The following is a 13,742-nucleotide window of genomic DNA, read 5'->3' as shown; positions in this document are numbered from 1 at the left end:
CGTTCGATGTACCAGTGATGGCGAATACAATCCCGCATCACTGGAAACCCAATGGAAGCTAGATACCTCACTCAATGCCCTCTGGGTGACATATTCACCACCCAATTCATAACCCCGCGTAAGGTTAGTCCCTTTCTATTGAGCGACTTTTCCTAGAGAATCCAACCCGCTTGCGCCTGATACTTTGGCTGGCTAGGCTCGGTTCATCACTGCATATCAGTGATCGGGTTTAGCAGCTCGAAACATCACATTGGGCGCATCGATGTCACCTATCGGCAGAGTTTTTCTTCTGCTTTTTATGGTGGCTGTGCGCAGGGCACCTTCGGGTGCGCCGGTTTCCAATGTGACCGGCCTGCTAACCTGCGTACAGCTGCCACTCCTTCGTTTAGCAGCGATAACTGGCAGCTCCATTCACATTGGAGATGCACCATGAAAAAGCTCGTTCCCGATCCGCCCCTGTCCTTACCTGGACAATTCAGAACCCCCGAACACGATATCGACACCCAGCGCATTCGCTTGGCCTTGGCGGCGCATAGCGCTGAAACTTCGATCATCAATAGCCTGAAAGACACCGTGCCTACGCCCGTAGGTCATCAATCCATGTTCAGCGTCCGCCCCGGTATCAATGCCGAAGAAGCGTTGGTGCATGTGTCGTTGCTATTGGACTGCGCGGTACAGGTCAGCGATGAAATCACCGAACGCGCCAGCGGTGTGGAGCGCGGGTTGATTTGGTCGATGATTCATTCGGTGGAAATGGCTAGAGCGGTGGTGGATTCGTTGTTGGATGCCAATAGACCGGCAGAGAACATTCAGCAAATCTGAGGAAGGAGAAAACGGGGTAAGGCGTGACTTACCCCGTTCCCATCTGACTGAAGCACTAAACAGCGTGCGACTAAAACTCAGTAACCGGCTTCTTTCTGATGCCGAAAGGCAAGTATGTAAACAGCGTCATCCGCACGCTCATGCCGGCAGAGTGCAACATAACCCGAATCACCGAGCTCGATGATCAGCTCGCGCAGCTCCGGCAGTTCTGGAAATGGGCGACCGATTTCCGGGGCTTCCTCCTGTTGAGCGATTTGCCGCTCAATCACTTGGGCAGCTCGTTAAGCGATCAGCAGGCCTTTCTGGACAAGAAACGGGCGACAACAGTCCAACCCTTGCGCAGCACCTTCGGTGAGAATCAATCGTGGCACTTAGGAAGCTCCGACTCAGTACCCCAGGTACTGAGCCAGGCCCGAGTTTCTTGGCCGGTCAGATGACGGCCCGTTTCCTGATACGCCGCCCACGACGCCAAGGCTTCTTGCTTGAAGCTCTCACGGGCTTCCTCGCGCTCAACGTACTGCGCTATCGCTTCGCGCATAATCCAGTGGGCCGAACGTTGACGCAGTCCCGCCAGATGCTGAATGCGTTTTTTCAGCTCGTCATCAATCTTGATAGAAGTGGCCATGACTGAACCCTCGTTATCGAAAGGCATTACCTTTCGATAAGGTATCGGGCACCCAACCCAGCTGTCCATGCACCGACGGAGCGGATAATGTCACCATTCCCCCCATCACCACGAAGGAACGCCCATGCCCATCCCGGACCGGATGAAACCCTTACGCCCAACGCCGAAAAAGCGCGCGTTAATGAAGGCTCTGCTAACCGAAATATTGGGCAAGATCTGGGATAACCAGGAACGGGAAAGCCCCGAGATCAGCGCGCTGATCGAGCAGTGGAACAGTCATGCCAGCCGCCCCTTCGAGTTCCACGAATTTCGCGCTATGCACAGCCATACCGATGCGCAGAACTTTATTCGCACGGCCTTTCACCAGGAGAAATACATCGACGATTTAAGCTTCGTCGAGGCCTGCGCCCTGACGGATTTCATCTGCCAGTGCGAAGGCACCGAGTCGGATGTGGACTATGCGCTGAGCCTGCTGGAAACCAACTTCCCCGAGGCCAATGCCTCGGACCTGATTTTCTGGTCCAACGAATGGTTTGACGACCCGGATATGCTGCACGCGGAAATCAGCACGGCAGAAATAGTCGGCTACCTGATGGCGAAATCCTCGCGGCCATTGGCCGATGCTCCGCCGATTACCCTGCCCTACGCCATTCCCGGGGAAGGCTAAACGCGAGCTTCAGGTTGTTCAGGGCTGAAGCCCATTTAGCTCGCCGCAGAACCACAGCCATCCGCTATGATGCACCGCCATCAGACAACTGGAAGTCCGATCCCCATGCTCAAGCCGCCACCCCTTCTGGCCCTCCTGGCCCTGGCCGGCGTTGCCGGTTACGCCAGTGCCGCACCCGCCGACCTTGCCGGGGTGTGGCAAGGCACCCTGGGCAAATCGGCGATTACCGTCTGCTTCAATGCCGCCCCCAACAGCAACGGCAGCTACTACTACCAGCGCTTTTTCACGCCGATCCAGCTGACTCAGGCCCAGGTCGGCGAAGCCTGGGCCGAGGTCGGCAACACCGGTTTCTGGCAGCTGGACGCGCCCCAGGGCGATAGCCTGCACGGCACCTGGAGCAAGGCCCCGGGCGCCGCGCCCTTACCCTTGGCGCTGACCCGTACCAGCACCGAAGGCTGTGGCGGCGACGCCTATAACGCGCCGATGGAAGCTGCGCCGCTGGCGGTCAAGATGCAGAACAAAAGCTTCGGTGAACACCGCTATCAGCTCAGAACCCAAGGCGCCCAGGTCAGCCTCAGGCTGGAGGGCGATAGCCCGGCACTGAAGCACATCAGCCGTCAGCTGGAACGCCTGGCCATCAGCCCCGAGGGCCAGGAGGAGTTTTTCAGCGAGCGCCGTGAATACCTGGGCCGCAACGGCTCCGGCTACACCAGCGAAATCAGCGTCGAGCCCCACTACTGGTCGTCGCAGTGGATCACCGTCAGGTTCTATCGCTGGGCCGCCGGCACCGGGCGCAATGGCATCAGCTGGGGCCTGCACAGCTGGAACCTGCAGACCGGCGAACGGGTCGATCCCTGGACCTGGCTCGGCGGCCGCCAGCAGTGGCATGACGCCTACTCCGGCGAGGTGAAACTGGCGCCCGCCTTCGCCACCTGGCTGGAACGGCAAAGCCCCAAGGACCCGGACTGCCCGGCCGTCAGCAGCTACTCGAGCTACGACCTGACATTCAACACCCAGGGCTTGAACCTCTCGACCCCCGCCTACGGCGACGGTTGCGACAATGAGCTGAGTTTCACCTGGGAGCAGTTGGCGCCGGTGCTGTCGCCACAGGGCAAGGCGGCGCTGCCGAGTTTGCGCAGGCCTTGAGCGGCGCAGTTTAGCCAGCAGGCTCAGCCCTGGTCCCCGCCCCCCACTGGCAGCACCGTTCCAGTGATATAGGACGCCTCATCAGAGGCCAGGAACAGAATCGCAGCGGCCTGTTCGTCGACGCTGCCGTAGCGTTTCATCAGGCTGCTGTCCAGGGTCTGATTGACTATCTGCTGGTACCAGACTTTCTCCTCCACGCTTTGCTCGGCGCTGTTGCGCGCAATGCGTCGTGGCGGTGCCTCGGTGCCGCCGGGGGCGGTGGCGTTGACCCGCACCCCGCGGCCGGCGGTTTCCAGGGCCAGGCAGGCGGTGAGCGCATTGATGCCGCCCTTGGCCGCGCCGTAGGGCACGCGGTTGAGGCTGCGGGTGGCGATGGACGAAACATTGACGATGGCGCCACTGCCCTGCTCCAGCATCTGCGGCAAGGCGGCGTGGCAACACCAGAGTGTGGGGAACAGCGAGCGGCGCACTTCGGCTTCGATCTGCTCGGGCTGGTAGTGCTCGAAAGGCTTGGCCCAGATGGTGCCGCCGACGTTGTTGATGAGGATGTCGAGGCGGCCGAAGTGGGCGATGGCGGCGGCCATGATGCGGCTGCATTCGGCGTACTGCTCCAGATCGGCAGTCAGGGCCAGCACCGGGTAGCGCGGGCTGAGTTCGGCGGCCAGTTCGAAGATCAGTTCCGAGCGGTCCACCAGCACCAGGCGGGCGCCCTCCTCGGCCAGGCGTTCGGCAACGCGGCGGCCGATGCCCTGGGCGGCGCCGGTGACCAGGGCGACTTGGTTGGGGAAGCGGTTCATGGGGACCTCGTCAGTGCAAAAGGATGGGGAGGACGCTGCTCAACGTGGGAGCCGGCTTGCCGGCGAAAGGGCCCCTGAGCCTTGCAGCGTTCTTGCGGGCGCCTTCGCTGGCAAGCCAGCTCCTACACCAACCAGCGCCTACCGGACGAGATGCCTGGCAGATTTATCGTAGGAGCCAGCTTGCCGGCGAAGAGGCCCTTGAGCCTTGCAGCGTTCTTGCGGGCGCCTTCGCTGGCAAGCCAGCTCCTACACCAACCAGCGCCTACCGGACGAGGTGCCTGGCAGATTTATCGTAGGAGCCGGCTTGCCGGCGAAGAGGCCCTTGAGTCTTGCAGCGTTCTTGCGGGCGCCTTCGCTGGCAAGCGGAACGCCGCCCGGCCAGCTCCTACACAAGCTCGCGCGTGCTTCAGGCAGCGCTGGCGGCGAATTTCTCGTAGTAGAAATTCGCCGGGGCTATGCCCTGCTCGCGAATGAACTGGCTCACCGCTTCCACCATCGGCGGCGGGCCGCACAGGTACACGTCCACATCGCCCTGGTTGAGGTGCGCCGGTTCAATGTGCTGGGTTACGTAGCCCTTGCGCGGGTACTGGCTGTCGGGGCTGGCCACGCAGGCGCTGAAGCTGAAGTGGGGGATGCGCGCGGCAAAATCTTCCAGGCGATCCAGTTCCACCAGGTCGAAATCATGGGTCACGCCATAGATCAGATGCAGCGGATGCGCGCTGCCCTGCTCGGCGATTTTCTCCAACATCGCGGTGAACGGCGCCAGCCCGGTGCCGCCCGCCAGCAACAGCAAGGGCCGGCGGATGTCCCGCAGGTAGAAGCTGCCCAGGGGCCCGGCCAGGGTCAGGCTGTCGCCGGCTTTGGCAAGCCCGGTGAGGAAGCTGCTCATCAGGCCGCCGGGCACATTGCGGATCAGGAAGCTGACCTCGCCATCGCGCTGCAGCGAGCTGAAGGAATAGGCCCGGGTCTGCCCGCTGCCAGGCACGCCGAGATTGACGTACTGCCCCGGCAGAAAGGCCAGCTGGTTCAGCGCTTCGCCCTTGATCGACAGGGCAATGGTGCTGGCAGACAACTGGCGCACAGCGCTGATGCTGGCCTGGAAGGTGGCCTGGCCGGCGCGACAGACCTGGGACGCGGCCGGCACCCGCACCACGCAATCGCTCAAGGCGCGCATCTGGCAGGTGAGGACAAAACCCTGCGCGGCTTCGTCGGCGCTCAGGGCGTCGTCGATATAGTCCTCGCCCAGCTCGTAGCGCCCGGCTTCGGCAAAGCACTTGCAGGTGCCGCAGGCGCCGTCGCGGCAGTCCAGGGGAATGTTGATGCCCTGGCGGTAGGCGGCGTCGGCCACGGTTTCGCCGGGGTTGGCGGCGACGAAACGGGTCACCCCGTCTTCGAAGTTGAGTGCGATTTGATGGCTCATGATGCTCGCCTCAGAGGTGGTAGATGTCGACGACCTGGCGAACGTAGTCGTTCTTCAGGATGACTTTCTTGGCCAGAATCCGCGGGTTTTCACCGCGCACATCGAGGGTGTAGAAGCTGGTGCCGAAGTAGCTGTCCACGGTCTTGTAGCGAAAGCTCAGGGTGTGCCAGTTAAAGCGCAGCTTGCAGCAGCCGTCGCCGTGCTCCAGCAGCTCGATATTGCTCAGGTTGTGCGAGGTGCGGGTGTCGGGAATGCTCGCGCTGGAGCGCTCGGTCTTGATGCGGAATACCCGGTCTTCGAGGCCGCTGCGGTTGCCGTACCAGATCAGCGAGATCTCTCGCTGCGGGTCCTCGGTGAGCTGGTCGCTGTCATCCCAGGAAGGCATCCAGAAGGTTGCGTCCGGGGCGTAGAGTTCCAGCCAGCTGTCCCAGTCCTTGTCGTCCAGGTAGCGGGCTTCGCGGTAGAGGAAACCCCGCACGGCGTCGTAGGAGATGGTCATTGCACGGCCTCCACGTCGATCTTGCGTGATTCTTCAAGCGCCAGGGCCGCCAGCAGGGTCTGCTGCCAGTATTTGTGCTGCATCACGAACAGCCCTTCGTCCTCGGTGCGCACGCCGCTGAGGATCGGCTGCAGGTCGATCTGCTGCGCCGCCTCGTCGGCACCCTGCACCCAGTGTTCGGCACCGCGGGACATGTCGTTCCAGGCGCTAACGCTGCCCTGGTAGCCCATCTGGCAGGAGCGGAATTCCTCCAGGTCGTCGGGGGTGGCCATGCCGCTGACGTTGAAGAAATCTTCGTACTGGCGAATCCGGCTGGCGCGGGCCTGGTCGCTTTCACTCTTGGGGGCGATGCAGTAGATGGTAATTTCCGTGCGGTCCACGGAGATCGGCCGGGCGATGCGAATCTGCGAGCTGAACTGGTCCATCAGGTAGAGGTTCGGGTAGAGGCACAGGTTGCGCGAGTTCTCGATCATCCAGTCGGCCCGGGCCTGGCCGAAGTCCCGCGCCAGCTCATCGCGGCGCTCGTACAGCGGGCGGTCCTCGGGGTTGGACCAGCGGGTCCAGAGCAGCATGTGGCCCTTGTCGAAGGAGTAGAAACCACCGCCCTGCTTGGCCCAGGTGCCGGCGCTCATGGTGCGGATATCTTCCCCGGCCTCGCGCTGCTTGCGCTGGTTCTGGGTGGCGGCGTAGTTCCAGTGCACTGAGCTCACGTGGTAGCCGTCGGCGCCGTTTTCGGCGGTGAGTTTCCAGTTGCCTTCATAGATGTAGCTGGAGGAACCGCGCAGCACTTCCAGGCCGTCAGGGGACTGGTCGACGATCATGTCGATGATCTTCGCCGACTCCCCCAGGTGCTCGGCCAGGGGCAGCACCTCGGGGTTGAGGCTGCCGAACAGGAAGCCGCGGTAGGACTCGAAACGCGCGACGCGGGTCAGGTCGTGGGAGCCTTCGCAGTTGAAGCTCGATGGATAACCCGCGGCGGCCGGGTCCTTGACCTTGAGCAGCTTGCCGGAGTTGTTGAAGGTCCAGCCGTGGAATGGGCAGGTGAAGGAGGCCTTGTTGCCGCTCTTGTGCCGGCAGAGCATGGCGCCACGATGGCTGCAGGCGTTGATAAAGGCGTTGAGCTCGCCGTTCTTGTTGCGGGCGATGAACACCGATTGCCGGCCCATGGTGGTGCTGTAGTAGTCGTTGGGATTGGGGATCTGGCTTTCGTGGGCCAGGTACAGCCAGTTGCCCTCGAAGATGTGTTGCATCTCCAGGTCGAACAGCCGGGGGTCGGTGAACATCTCCCGCTTGCAGCGGTAGACGCCCTGTTCGGGGTCTTCTTCAAGCAGGGCGTTCAGGTATTCGGGTCGCAGGGTCATGGCCGCCGCCTCCATTGTTTTTATTCAGGCAGGGCCATGCTAGGACGGGGCTGGAGGCGGCAATAGCCGTTGCCTGCAGAGCTGTAGCCGTTTTCTGCAAAGCCAATGAATTACGCTGAACAACGTTTTCTTGTAGGAGCCGGCTTGCCGGCGAAGGGGCCCTTGAGCCTTGCGGCGTTCTTGCGGACGCCTTCGCTGGCAAGCGGAACGCCGCCCGGCCAGCTCCTACGCGGTGTGTGGGGTGTGTTGTGGCGAGGGAGCTTGCTGCCGCTCGTTCGGCCGGCGTCCCGGGGCGCAGCAAACGCAATACCTGGCAGGTGAATGTTGGGGCCGCTGTGCGGCCCAGCGGGAGCAAGCTCCCTCGCCACTTTGGGGAATCAGTGGCGGCGTTTCAGGGTGTCGGAGGGCAGTTCGCCGTATTGCTGGCGGTAGCTTTGGGCAAAGCGGCCCAGGTGCAGGAAGCCGAAATCCAGGGCCAGTTCGGTGACGTTGCGCACCGGGCTCGTCGGGTCGCTGAGGCAGGCGTGCACCCGTTGCAGCTTCTGCTGGCGGATGTAGCTTTTCGGCGTGGTGCCGGCGTTGCGTTCAAACAGGCCGTACAGCGAACGCAGGCTCATGCGCGCCTGTTGCGCCAGTTCCTCGCAACCGATGTCGTGCTTGAGGTTGCGCTCGATGTAGTGGGCAATCCGTTCGAAGGTCGCCGCCGAGGCACCCAGGGTGCCGCGCTGGACGTTGGTCTGCATCAGCCCCAGCAACTTGCCCGCAAGAATCTGCGCGTAGTGCTCCTGCACCCTGGGCAGGCTGTCCAGGGTTTCGGCTTCCTGGCACAGCAAACTGAGCAGGGGCAGGAAACCTTCCAGGTCTTGCAGGCGATAACGCGGCTGGAGAAACCGCACGCCCGGCCCCGGGTACTGCCAGCGCTGTTCCTCGCACACCGCCTCCAGCAGGCGGGTGGGGATCTTGATAATGAATTTTTCGCAGTCGTCGGAATAGGTCAGGTCCACCGGGTCGTCGGGGTTGATCAGCAGCAGCTCCCCCGGGGCGAAGCTGTGCTCCTGGCCCGGGCCGCGCCACAGGCAATGGCCGCGCAACAGCACTTGCAGGTGGTAGATGCTTTCCAGGGCCGGCGAGGTGACGCGCACGCTGCCGCCGTAGCTGATGCTGCACAGATCGAGGCTGGCCAGGGTGCGGTGCTGCAGGCTGGCCTGGGGCTGGCCGGCCCGGGGCAGGCGAATGCAATGGCTGCCCACGTGCTGGTTGACGTAACCGGATACGGCATAGGGATCGGCTTGAACAAACACGCTGCTGCGCTCACTCAACAGATGCATGTGCATGATCGGATCACTCTGAAGGTTGTGCTCGGTTCTGCGTCCAGGTTGCGTGACGCAGGCTGGTCACCACGGCAAAAGCCACGGGCCGCACCAGGCGCCCGTGGCTCATTGCTGCCCTATGTCGCTCAGGCCTCCAGGGCGCGCACCCGTTCGTGGCGCTGCTGTTCTTCGGGCTGGGCCGAGGATTGCAGGGTGAAGTCGAAGTCGATTTCGGCAAAGCGCCCGCTCACGCCCAGGGCCTTGGCTCGGGCCGGGTCTTCGCTGAACGTGATCTTGGCGATCAGCTCGTCGCGGGTGGCGTAGGCGAAGTCGTCGTGCAGGTACTGGTCGCCGTCGAGGTTGATCTGGGTGGTCAGGTGGCGATGGTCGTCGGCGGAAATAAAGAAGTGGATATGCGCCGGGCGCTGGCCATGGCGGCCCAGCTGGTCGAGCAGTTGCTGGGTCGGGCCATCCGGCGGGCAGCCGTAGCCGGAGGGCACGATGCTGCGAAAGCGATAGCGGCCCTCGGCATCGGTGACGATGCGCCGGCGCAGGTTGAATTCCGACTGGCTGCCGTCGAAGTAGGAATAGGTGCCGCCGGTATTGGCATGCCACACATCGACAATGGCCCCGGCCAGGGGTTGGCCGGCGGTGTCTCTTACCTGCCCTTGCATAAACAGAACCACCCCCGGATCGAGGCCGTCGTCGAGGCGCGCCTGACCCTGGCTCAGCGGTGCGCCGGCCACGTACAGCGGGCCTTCGATGGTGCGCGGGGTGCCGCCGGTCTTGCCCGCCTGTTCATCGGCGGCGTCCATCAGCAGGTCCAGGTAATGCTCCAGGCCCAGGCCCGCGGCCAGCAGCCCGGCTTCCTGGCGGGCGCCGAGCACGTTGAGGTAGTTGACCGCCTTCCAGAACTCTTCCGGGGTGATGTCCAGGTCTTCGATGATGTTCACCGAGTCCCGCAGGATGCGGTAGATGATGGCCTTGGCCCGGGGGTTGCCGCCTTCGCTGAACTGGCCGCTGGCTTCTTCGAGAAACCGCTGGGCGCTGGCAGTGTGGGAAATACGCACGTTCATGATCGATCCTCATCTTGTATTTATTAGAGTGGCTAACGCTCTGGCAACGGACTCAGCGGTCATCCTCATGAATCGAGGAAGGATGCCTGCACATAGCGTCGACTTCGATAGCCATGTACGGATACAGCGGCAATTGCATCAGGGTGTCGTGCAATTCCTGCACGCTGTCGACGTCGAACACGCTGTAGTTGGCGTACAGCCCGGCGATGCGCCACAGGTGGCGCCACTTGCCCTCGGCCTGCAGGCGCTGGGCCAGGGCCTTCTCGTCGGCCTTGAGTTGCGCGGCGCGCTCGGGGTGCATGTCGAGCGGCAGGTTCACGGTCATTTTCACGTGGAATAGCATGGCTCCCTCCTCAGGTGTGATGCAGCACGGGGGTGGTTTTGTCGCGACGGAAGAACGCCAGGCGCTCTTCGTCCAGGCTCAGGCCCAGGCCCGGCCGGGTGGAAACGTGCAGGTGGAAATCCCGGTACAGCGGCGGCTCGGCGAGGATGTCCTCGGTCAGCAGCAGCGGGCCGAACAGCTCGGTGTCCCAGGCAAGTGCGTTCAGGGTGAGGAAGGCGTGGGCCGAGGCCAGGGTGCCGATGCCGCCTTCGAGCATGGTGCCGCCGTACAGGCCGATGCCCGCCGCCTCGGCAATCGCCGCGGTGCGCAGGGTGGCGCGGGGGCCGCCGTTCTTGGCGATCTTCAGGGCGAACACCGAGGCCGCCCCTTCCCGGGCCAGGTTGAAGGCGTCTGCCACGCACTCGATGGATTCGTCGGCCATGATCGGCGCCGGGCTTACGGCATTCAGGCGCACCATGCCGGCGCGGTTGTTGCGGGAAATGGGCTGCTCGATCAGGTCGATGCCGTTGTCGCCGAGGATGCGGCAGGCCCGCAGCGCCACCGCTTCGTCCCAGGCCTGGTTGACGTCGACCCGCACGCTGGCACTGTCGCCCAGAGCCTTTTTGATGGCGATTACATGGGCCAGGTCGCGCTGCACTTCGCCGGCGCCGATCTTCAGCTTGAAGATGCGGTGGCGGCGCAGTTCGAGCATCTTCTCGGCTTCGGCGATATCGCGGGCGGTGTCGCCGCTGGCCAGGGTCCAGGCCACTGGCAGGGCATCGCGCACCCGACCGCCCAGCAGTTCGCTGACTGGCAGCCCGAGGCGCTTGCCCTGGGCGTCGAGCAGGGCGCTTTCGATCCCGGACTTGGCGAAGGTGTTGCCGCGAATGCTCTGCTCCAGGCGCAGCATGGCGGCGTTGATATTGCTGGCGTCCTGGCCGATCAGCAGCGGCGCGACGAAGCGGTCGATATTGGTCTTGATGCTGTCCGGGCTTTCATTGCCATAGGCCAGGCCACCAATGGTGGTGGATTCCCCCAGGCCTTCGATGCCGTCGGCGCAGCGCAGGCGGATCAGCACCAGGGTCTGGTTCTGCATGGTGTGCATGGCCAGCTTGTGCGGGCGGATGGTCGGCAGATCGACGATGATCGTCTCGATCGATTCAATGGCAGAAGCGTGCATGTCCATACCCGTCAGGTTCTTGAAGTTCTGCAACCGATTCTGTCGCGGCTTTTTCCGGGGTTCCAATATAGAATTGGTCTGGCTTGATACCTTGAAGGTATGCACCTAATCACTGGGGAACTGTCATGGAACTGCGTCATCTGCGCTATTTCCAGGTGCTGGGGGAAACCCTCAATTTCACCCGGGCCGCCGAGCGCCTGCACATCGCCCAGCCACCCTTGAGCCGGCAGATCCAGCAACTGGAAGACGAGCTGGGGGTGCTGTTGCTGGAGCGTGGCCGGCCGCTGCGCCTGACCGCCGCCGGGCGGTTTTTCTACGAGCATTCCAACCGGGTACTGGAGCAACTGGGCAAGGTCTGCGACAACACCCGGCGCATTGGTCTGGGGCACAAGACCTGGCTGGGCATCGGCTTTGCGCCGTCGACCCTGTATGGCGTGCTGCCGCAACTGATCCGCCGCCTGCGCAGCAACCAAATCCTGGAGCTGGAACTGGGGCTGTCGGAAATGACCACCCTGCAACAGGTGGAAGCCTTGAAGGCCGGGCGCATCGATATCGGCTTCGGGCGCATTCATATCGACGACCCGGCCATCGTGCAGAAGGTGCTGACCGAGGACCGGCTGGTGGCCGCCCTGCCCGCCGGCCACCCACTGCTGGGGCAAGTGCTGAGCCTTGAACAATTGGCCAATGAGCCTTTTGTGCTGTACCCGGCCAACCCGCGCCCGAGCTACGCCGACCATGTGATGGCGCTGTTCAGTGCCCGCGGCCTGAACCTCAAGGTGGCCCAGTGGACCAACGAATTGCAGACCGCCATTGGCCTGGTGGGCGCCGGCATCGGCATCACCCTGGTACCGGCCTCGGTGCAGGTGCTGCACCGCGATGACATCGGTTTTTGCCCGCTGCTGGAAACCGAAGCCACCTCGCCGATCATTCTCAGCCGCCGGGTGGGCGAGCCCTCGCCGGGACTCACCCACTGCCTGCACCTGATTGCCCAGTTGCGTGCCGAGATCGGCCGCGACGAACCTTCCATCAGCTGAAAGCAAGAGCGCCGGCGCTGCAGGCATTGCTTGCCACAGCTCTGTAGACTCCGGGCAAAACCACTGCGACACCCCGCCCTGGCGGGATTACACTGCGCCCGATGTGCTGGAAAAAACTTTGGAATCGACCATGGAAGTCTCAAGAACCCAACTGATCCTGCGCCGCGCCGCCGCCTTTATGCTCGACCAGGTGCTGGCGGTGGTGGTGTATTGGCTGCTGTCCCTGAGCCTGCACGGGGTGCTGGCGTTGCAGCCATTCCAGCAGATGCTCGACCTCGAGCAACAGACGGGGCGGGAGCCCTACCTTCATTCAATGCTGTTCATGCTGGTTTGGCCCTTGTACTTCATGGCCTGGGAGTATTTCTTCAAGGGCCGCACGCCCGGCAAGTGTGCCCTGGGCCTGGTGGTGATCAACGCCGCCGGGACGCCGCCGACGCTGATCCAGGTAGTGATCAGAGGCGCCACCCGCTATCTGGAGGCCGCGTTCGCCTTTGTCCCGCTGATGGCCTGCGCGGAATCAAGCCGCTGCCAGAGAATCGGCGATATGCTCGCCCGCACCTACGTGATCCCGCATAAGGATCTGCAGCAGGTGCGCAGTGCAATCCCAGAGCAGCCCCTGTCCCAGGCTTGAAACCTGAAGACTCTCCGTTCCCCTCGAGGAGCGCCAATGCGCCGCGCCAGCAAACAGCCCTGAGACCCATATCGCGCCCTGCATCACCTTGACCCGCACCCGTCCCCCGCAGTCCCTGTTCAGGAGAACCGACGATGCTGCCTTCCACCTCCACCCCTGCCGCCAGCCCCAAGCTGCAACGCTCGCAGAAATGGCGCGGGCGGATCGGCCTCGGGCTGGTGGCCTGCCTTTCGGTGCTGGCCGGCATGACCGACGCCATCGGCTTTATGGCCACCGGGGATTTCGTTTCATTCATGAGCGGCAACACCACGCGCATGGCGGTGGCCATCAGCGAAGGCCAACTGGGCCTGGTGCTGCGCCTGGCCCTGCTGGTGCTGACCTTTGTTGCCGGTAATGCCCTGGGGGTGGTGATCAGCCGCCTGGCCGGGTATCGCGCCCTGCCCTTGCTGCTGGGTATAGCGGCATTGCTGTGCGCAGCGGCCGCCTGGCCTTTCGAGCAGCAACTGCCGGCGCTGCTGGCGGCCATTGTCGCCATGGGCATGCTCAACGCGGCGGTGGAAGAAGTGAACGGCCTGCCCATTGGCCTGACCTATGTCACCGGCGCCCTGTCACGCTTTGGCCGTGGGCTGGGGCGCTGGCTTCTGGGCGAGCGGCGCAACGGCTGGCGGGTGCAACTGGTGCCCTGGAGCGGCATGTTCGCCGGAGCGGTGCTGGGGGCCTTGCTGGAACAGCATCTGGGGCTCAAGGCGCTGTATGCCAGCGGGCTGTTTGCAGCGCTGCTGGGCCTGGTTTCGTTGAAGATTCCACGGCGCTGGCAGCTGGGCTACAAGACCCGCTGACATGCAGCGCGAC

The 13,742-nt window shown here is 63.3% G+C and carries 16 protein-coding genes; 6 read left to right on the top strand and 10 right to left on the bottom strand.

What is annotated here, in order from left to right; translation table 11 throughout:
- Positions 1-429 precede the first annotated feature (429 nt).
- Positions 430-822, top strand: coding sequence for a DUF6124 family protein (locus tag J4P02_RS26845; protein WP_426196052.1), 393 nt, complete (start codon positions 430-432; stop codon positions 820-822).
- A gap of 77 nt (positions 823-899) precedes the next feature.
- Here the strand turns inward: J4P02_RS26845 and J4P02_RS26840 are convergent, their stop codons facing one another.
- Together J4P02_RS26840 and J4P02_RS26835 are read right to left on the bottom strand one after the other, a co-directional pair.
- Positions 900-1,091, bottom strand: coding sequence for a type II toxin-antitoxin system RelE/ParE family toxin (locus J4P02_RS26840; RefSeq protein WP_426196049.1), 192 nt, complete (start codon positions 1,089-1,091; stop codon positions 900-902).
- A gap of 89 nt (positions 1,092-1,180) precedes the next feature.
- Complete coding sequence (locus tag J4P02_RS26835; protein WP_426196047.1) at positions 1,181-1,447, bottom strand: CopG family ribbon-helix-helix protein; 267 nt, start codon at positions 1,445-1,447, stop codon at positions 1,181-1,183.
- Between the two features lie 181 nt (positions 1,448-1,628).
- Between J4P02_RS26835 and J4P02_RS26830 the strand changes: the two genes are divergently transcribed.
- Together J4P02_RS26830 and J4P02_RS26825 are read left to right on the top strand one after the other, a co-directional pair.
- Positions 1,629-2,114, top strand: coding sequence for a hypothetical protein (locus J4P02_RS26830; protein ID WP_426196045.1), 486 nt, complete (start codon positions 1,629-1,631; stop codon positions 2,112-2,114).
- 105 nt (positions 2,115-2,219) lie between these two features.
- Positions 2,220-3,260 carry a hypothetical protein gene (locus tag J4P02_RS26825; RefSeq protein WP_426196043.1) on the top strand — a complete coding sequence of 347 codons (1,041 nt, stop codon included), beginning with the start codon at positions 2,220-2,222 and terminating at the stop codon, positions 3,258-3,260.
- A 23-nt stretch (positions 3,261-3,283) separates the two neighbouring features.
- Here the strand turns inward: J4P02_RS26825 and J4P02_RS26820 are convergent, their stop codons facing one another.
- From J4P02_RS26820 to J4P02_RS26785, 8 genes are all read right to left on the bottom strand, one after another.
- Entirely contained in the window at positions 3,284-4,057 is a 774-nt protein-coding gene (locus tag J4P02_RS26820) for a 1,6-dihydroxycyclohexa-2,4-diene-1-carboxylate dehydrogenase (protein ID WP_426196041.1), read from the bottom strand.
- Positions 4,058-4,463: 406 nt separating this feature from the next.
- Positions 4,464-5,477, bottom strand: coding sequence for a benzoate 1,2-dioxygenase electron transfer component BenC (benC, locus tag J4P02_RS26815; RefSeq protein WP_426196039.1), 1,014 nt, complete (start codon positions 5,475-5,477; stop codon positions 4,464-4,466).
- A gap of 10 nt (positions 5,478-5,487) precedes the next feature.
- The gene (gene benB / locus J4P02_RS26810) at positions 5,488-5,976 is read right to left on the bottom strand and encodes a benzoate 1,2-dioxygenase small subunit (protein ID WP_426196037.1); all 489 of its coding nucleotides are present in this window, start codon (positions 5,974-5,976) and stop codon (positions 5,488-5,490) included.
- Positions 5,973-7,337: a benzoate 1,2-dioxygenase large subunit gene (gene benA, locus J4P02_RS26805; RefSeq protein ID WP_426196035.1), complete on the bottom strand. Its 1,365-nt coding sequence runs from the start codon at positions 7,335-7,337 to the stop codon at positions 5,973-5,975. Before benA ends, benB begins: the two co-directional genes overlap by 4 nt.
- Before the next feature lie 377 nt (positions 7,338-7,714).
- Positions 7,715-8,671: an AraC family transcriptional regulator gene (locus tag J4P02_RS26800; RefSeq protein ID WP_426196033.1), complete on the bottom strand. Its 957-nt coding sequence runs from the start codon at positions 8,669-8,671 to the stop codon at positions 7,715-7,717.
- Positions 8,672-8,793: 122 nt separating this feature from the next.
- The gene (catA, locus tag J4P02_RS26795) at positions 8,794-9,723 is read right to left on the bottom strand and encodes a catechol 1,2-dioxygenase (protein ID WP_426196031.1); all 930 of its coding nucleotides are present in this window, start codon (positions 9,721-9,723) and stop codon (positions 8,794-8,796) included.
- A gap of 52 nt (positions 9,724-9,775) precedes the next feature.
- Positions 9,776-10,066, bottom strand: coding sequence for a muconolactone Delta-isomerase (gene catC / locus J4P02_RS26790; protein ID WP_426196029.1), 291 nt, complete (start codon positions 10,064-10,066; stop codon positions 9,776-9,778).
- 10 nt (positions 10,067-10,076) lie between these two features.
- A complete protein-coding gene (locus J4P02_RS26785; RefSeq protein ID WP_426196027.1) occupies positions 10,077-11,225 on the bottom strand; it encodes a muconate cycloisomerase family protein in 1,149 nt (382 codons plus the stop codon).
- A 125-nt stretch (positions 11,226-11,350) separates the two neighbouring features.
- On the opposite strand from J4P02_RS26785, the gene J4P02_RS26780 reads away from it, so the two are divergent.
- The 3 genes from J4P02_RS26780 (at position 11,351) to J4P02_RS26770 (ending at position 13,729) form a co-directional block, all read left to right on the top strand.
- Positions 11,351-12,259, top strand: a complete 909-nt coding sequence (locus J4P02_RS26780; protein ID WP_426196025.1) for a LysR family transcriptional regulator — start codon at positions 11,351-11,353, stop codon at positions 12,257-12,259.
- A gap of 130 nt (positions 12,260-12,389) precedes the next feature.
- A complete protein-coding gene (locus tag J4P02_RS26775; protein ID WP_426196023.1) occupies positions 12,390-12,890 on the top strand; it encodes an RDD family protein in 501 nt (166 codons plus the stop codon).
- A 134-nt stretch (positions 12,891-13,024) separates the two neighbouring features.
- Positions 13,025-13,729, top strand: coding sequence for a YoaK family protein (locus J4P02_RS26770; RefSeq protein WP_426196021.1), 705 nt, complete (start codon positions 13,025-13,027; stop codon positions 13,727-13,729).
- Positions 13,730-13,742: the final 13 nt, after the last annotated feature.

This window comes from Pseudomonas sp. NFXW11 (assembly GCF_049887815.1).
GTDB lineage: Bacteria > Pseudomonadota > Gammaproteobacteria > Pseudomonadales > Pseudomonadaceae > Aquipseudomonas.
This window is presented reverse-complemented; position numbering and strand designations above follow the sequence as displayed.

Bases quoted from the DNA above. Each gene is read 5' to 3' on its own strand.
- J4P02_RS26775 (WP_426196023.1), top strand. From the start codon at position 12,390: ATGGAAGTCTCAAGAACCCAACTGATCCTGCGCCGCGCCGCCGCCTTT.
- benA (WP_426196035.1), bottom strand. From the start codon at position 7,337: ATGACCCTGCGACCCGAATACCTGAACGCCCTGCTTGAAGAAGACCCC.
- J4P02_RS26825 (WP_426196043.1), top strand. From the start codon at position 2,220: ATGCTCAAGCCGCCACCCCTTCTGGCCCTCCTGGCCCTGGCCGGCGTT.
- catC (WP_426196029.1), bottom strand. From the start codon at position 10,066: ATGCTATTCCACGTGAAAATGACCGTGAACCTGCCGCTCGACATGCAC.
- J4P02_RS26845 (WP_426196052.1), top strand. From the start codon at position 430: ATGAAAAAGCTCGTTCCCGATCCGCCCCTGTCCTTACCTGGACAATTC.
- J4P02_RS26820 (WP_426196041.1), bottom strand. From the start codon at position 4,057: ATGAACCGCTTCCCCAACCAAGTCGCCCTGGTCACCGGCGCCGCCCAG.
- J4P02_RS26770 (WP_426196021.1), top strand. From the start codon at position 13,025: ATGCTGCCTTCCACCTCCACCCCTGCCGCCAGCCCCAAGCTGCAACGC.
- J4P02_RS26785 (WP_426196027.1), bottom strand. From the start codon at position 11,225: ATGCACGCTTCTGCCATTGAATCGATCGAGACGATCATCGTCGATCTG.
- catA (WP_426196031.1), bottom strand. From the start codon at position 9,723: ATGAACGTGCGTATTTCCCACACTGCCAGCGCCCAGCGGTTTCTCGAA.
- J4P02_RS26800 (WP_426196033.1), bottom strand. From the start codon at position 8,671: ATGCACATGCATCTGTTGAGTGAGCGCAGCAGCGTGTTTGTTCAAGCC.
- J4P02_RS26835 (WP_426196047.1), bottom strand. From the start codon at position 1,447: ATGGCCACTTCTATCAAGATTGATGACGAGCTGAAAAAACGCATTCAG.
- J4P02_RS26830 (WP_426196045.1), top strand. From the start codon at position 1,629: ATGAAGGCTCTGCTAACCGAAATATTGGGCAAGATCTGGGATAACCAG.
- benC (WP_426196039.1), bottom strand. From the start codon at position 5,477: ATGAGCCATCAAATCGCACTCAACTTCGAAGACGGGGTGACCCGTTTC.
- J4P02_RS26780 (WP_426196025.1), top strand. From the start codon at position 11,351: ATGGAACTGCGTCATCTGCGCTATTTCCAGGTGCTGGGGGAAACCCTC.
- benB (WP_426196037.1), bottom strand. From the start codon at position 5,976: ATGACCATCTCCTACGACGCCGTGCGGGGTTTCCTCTACCGCGAAGCC.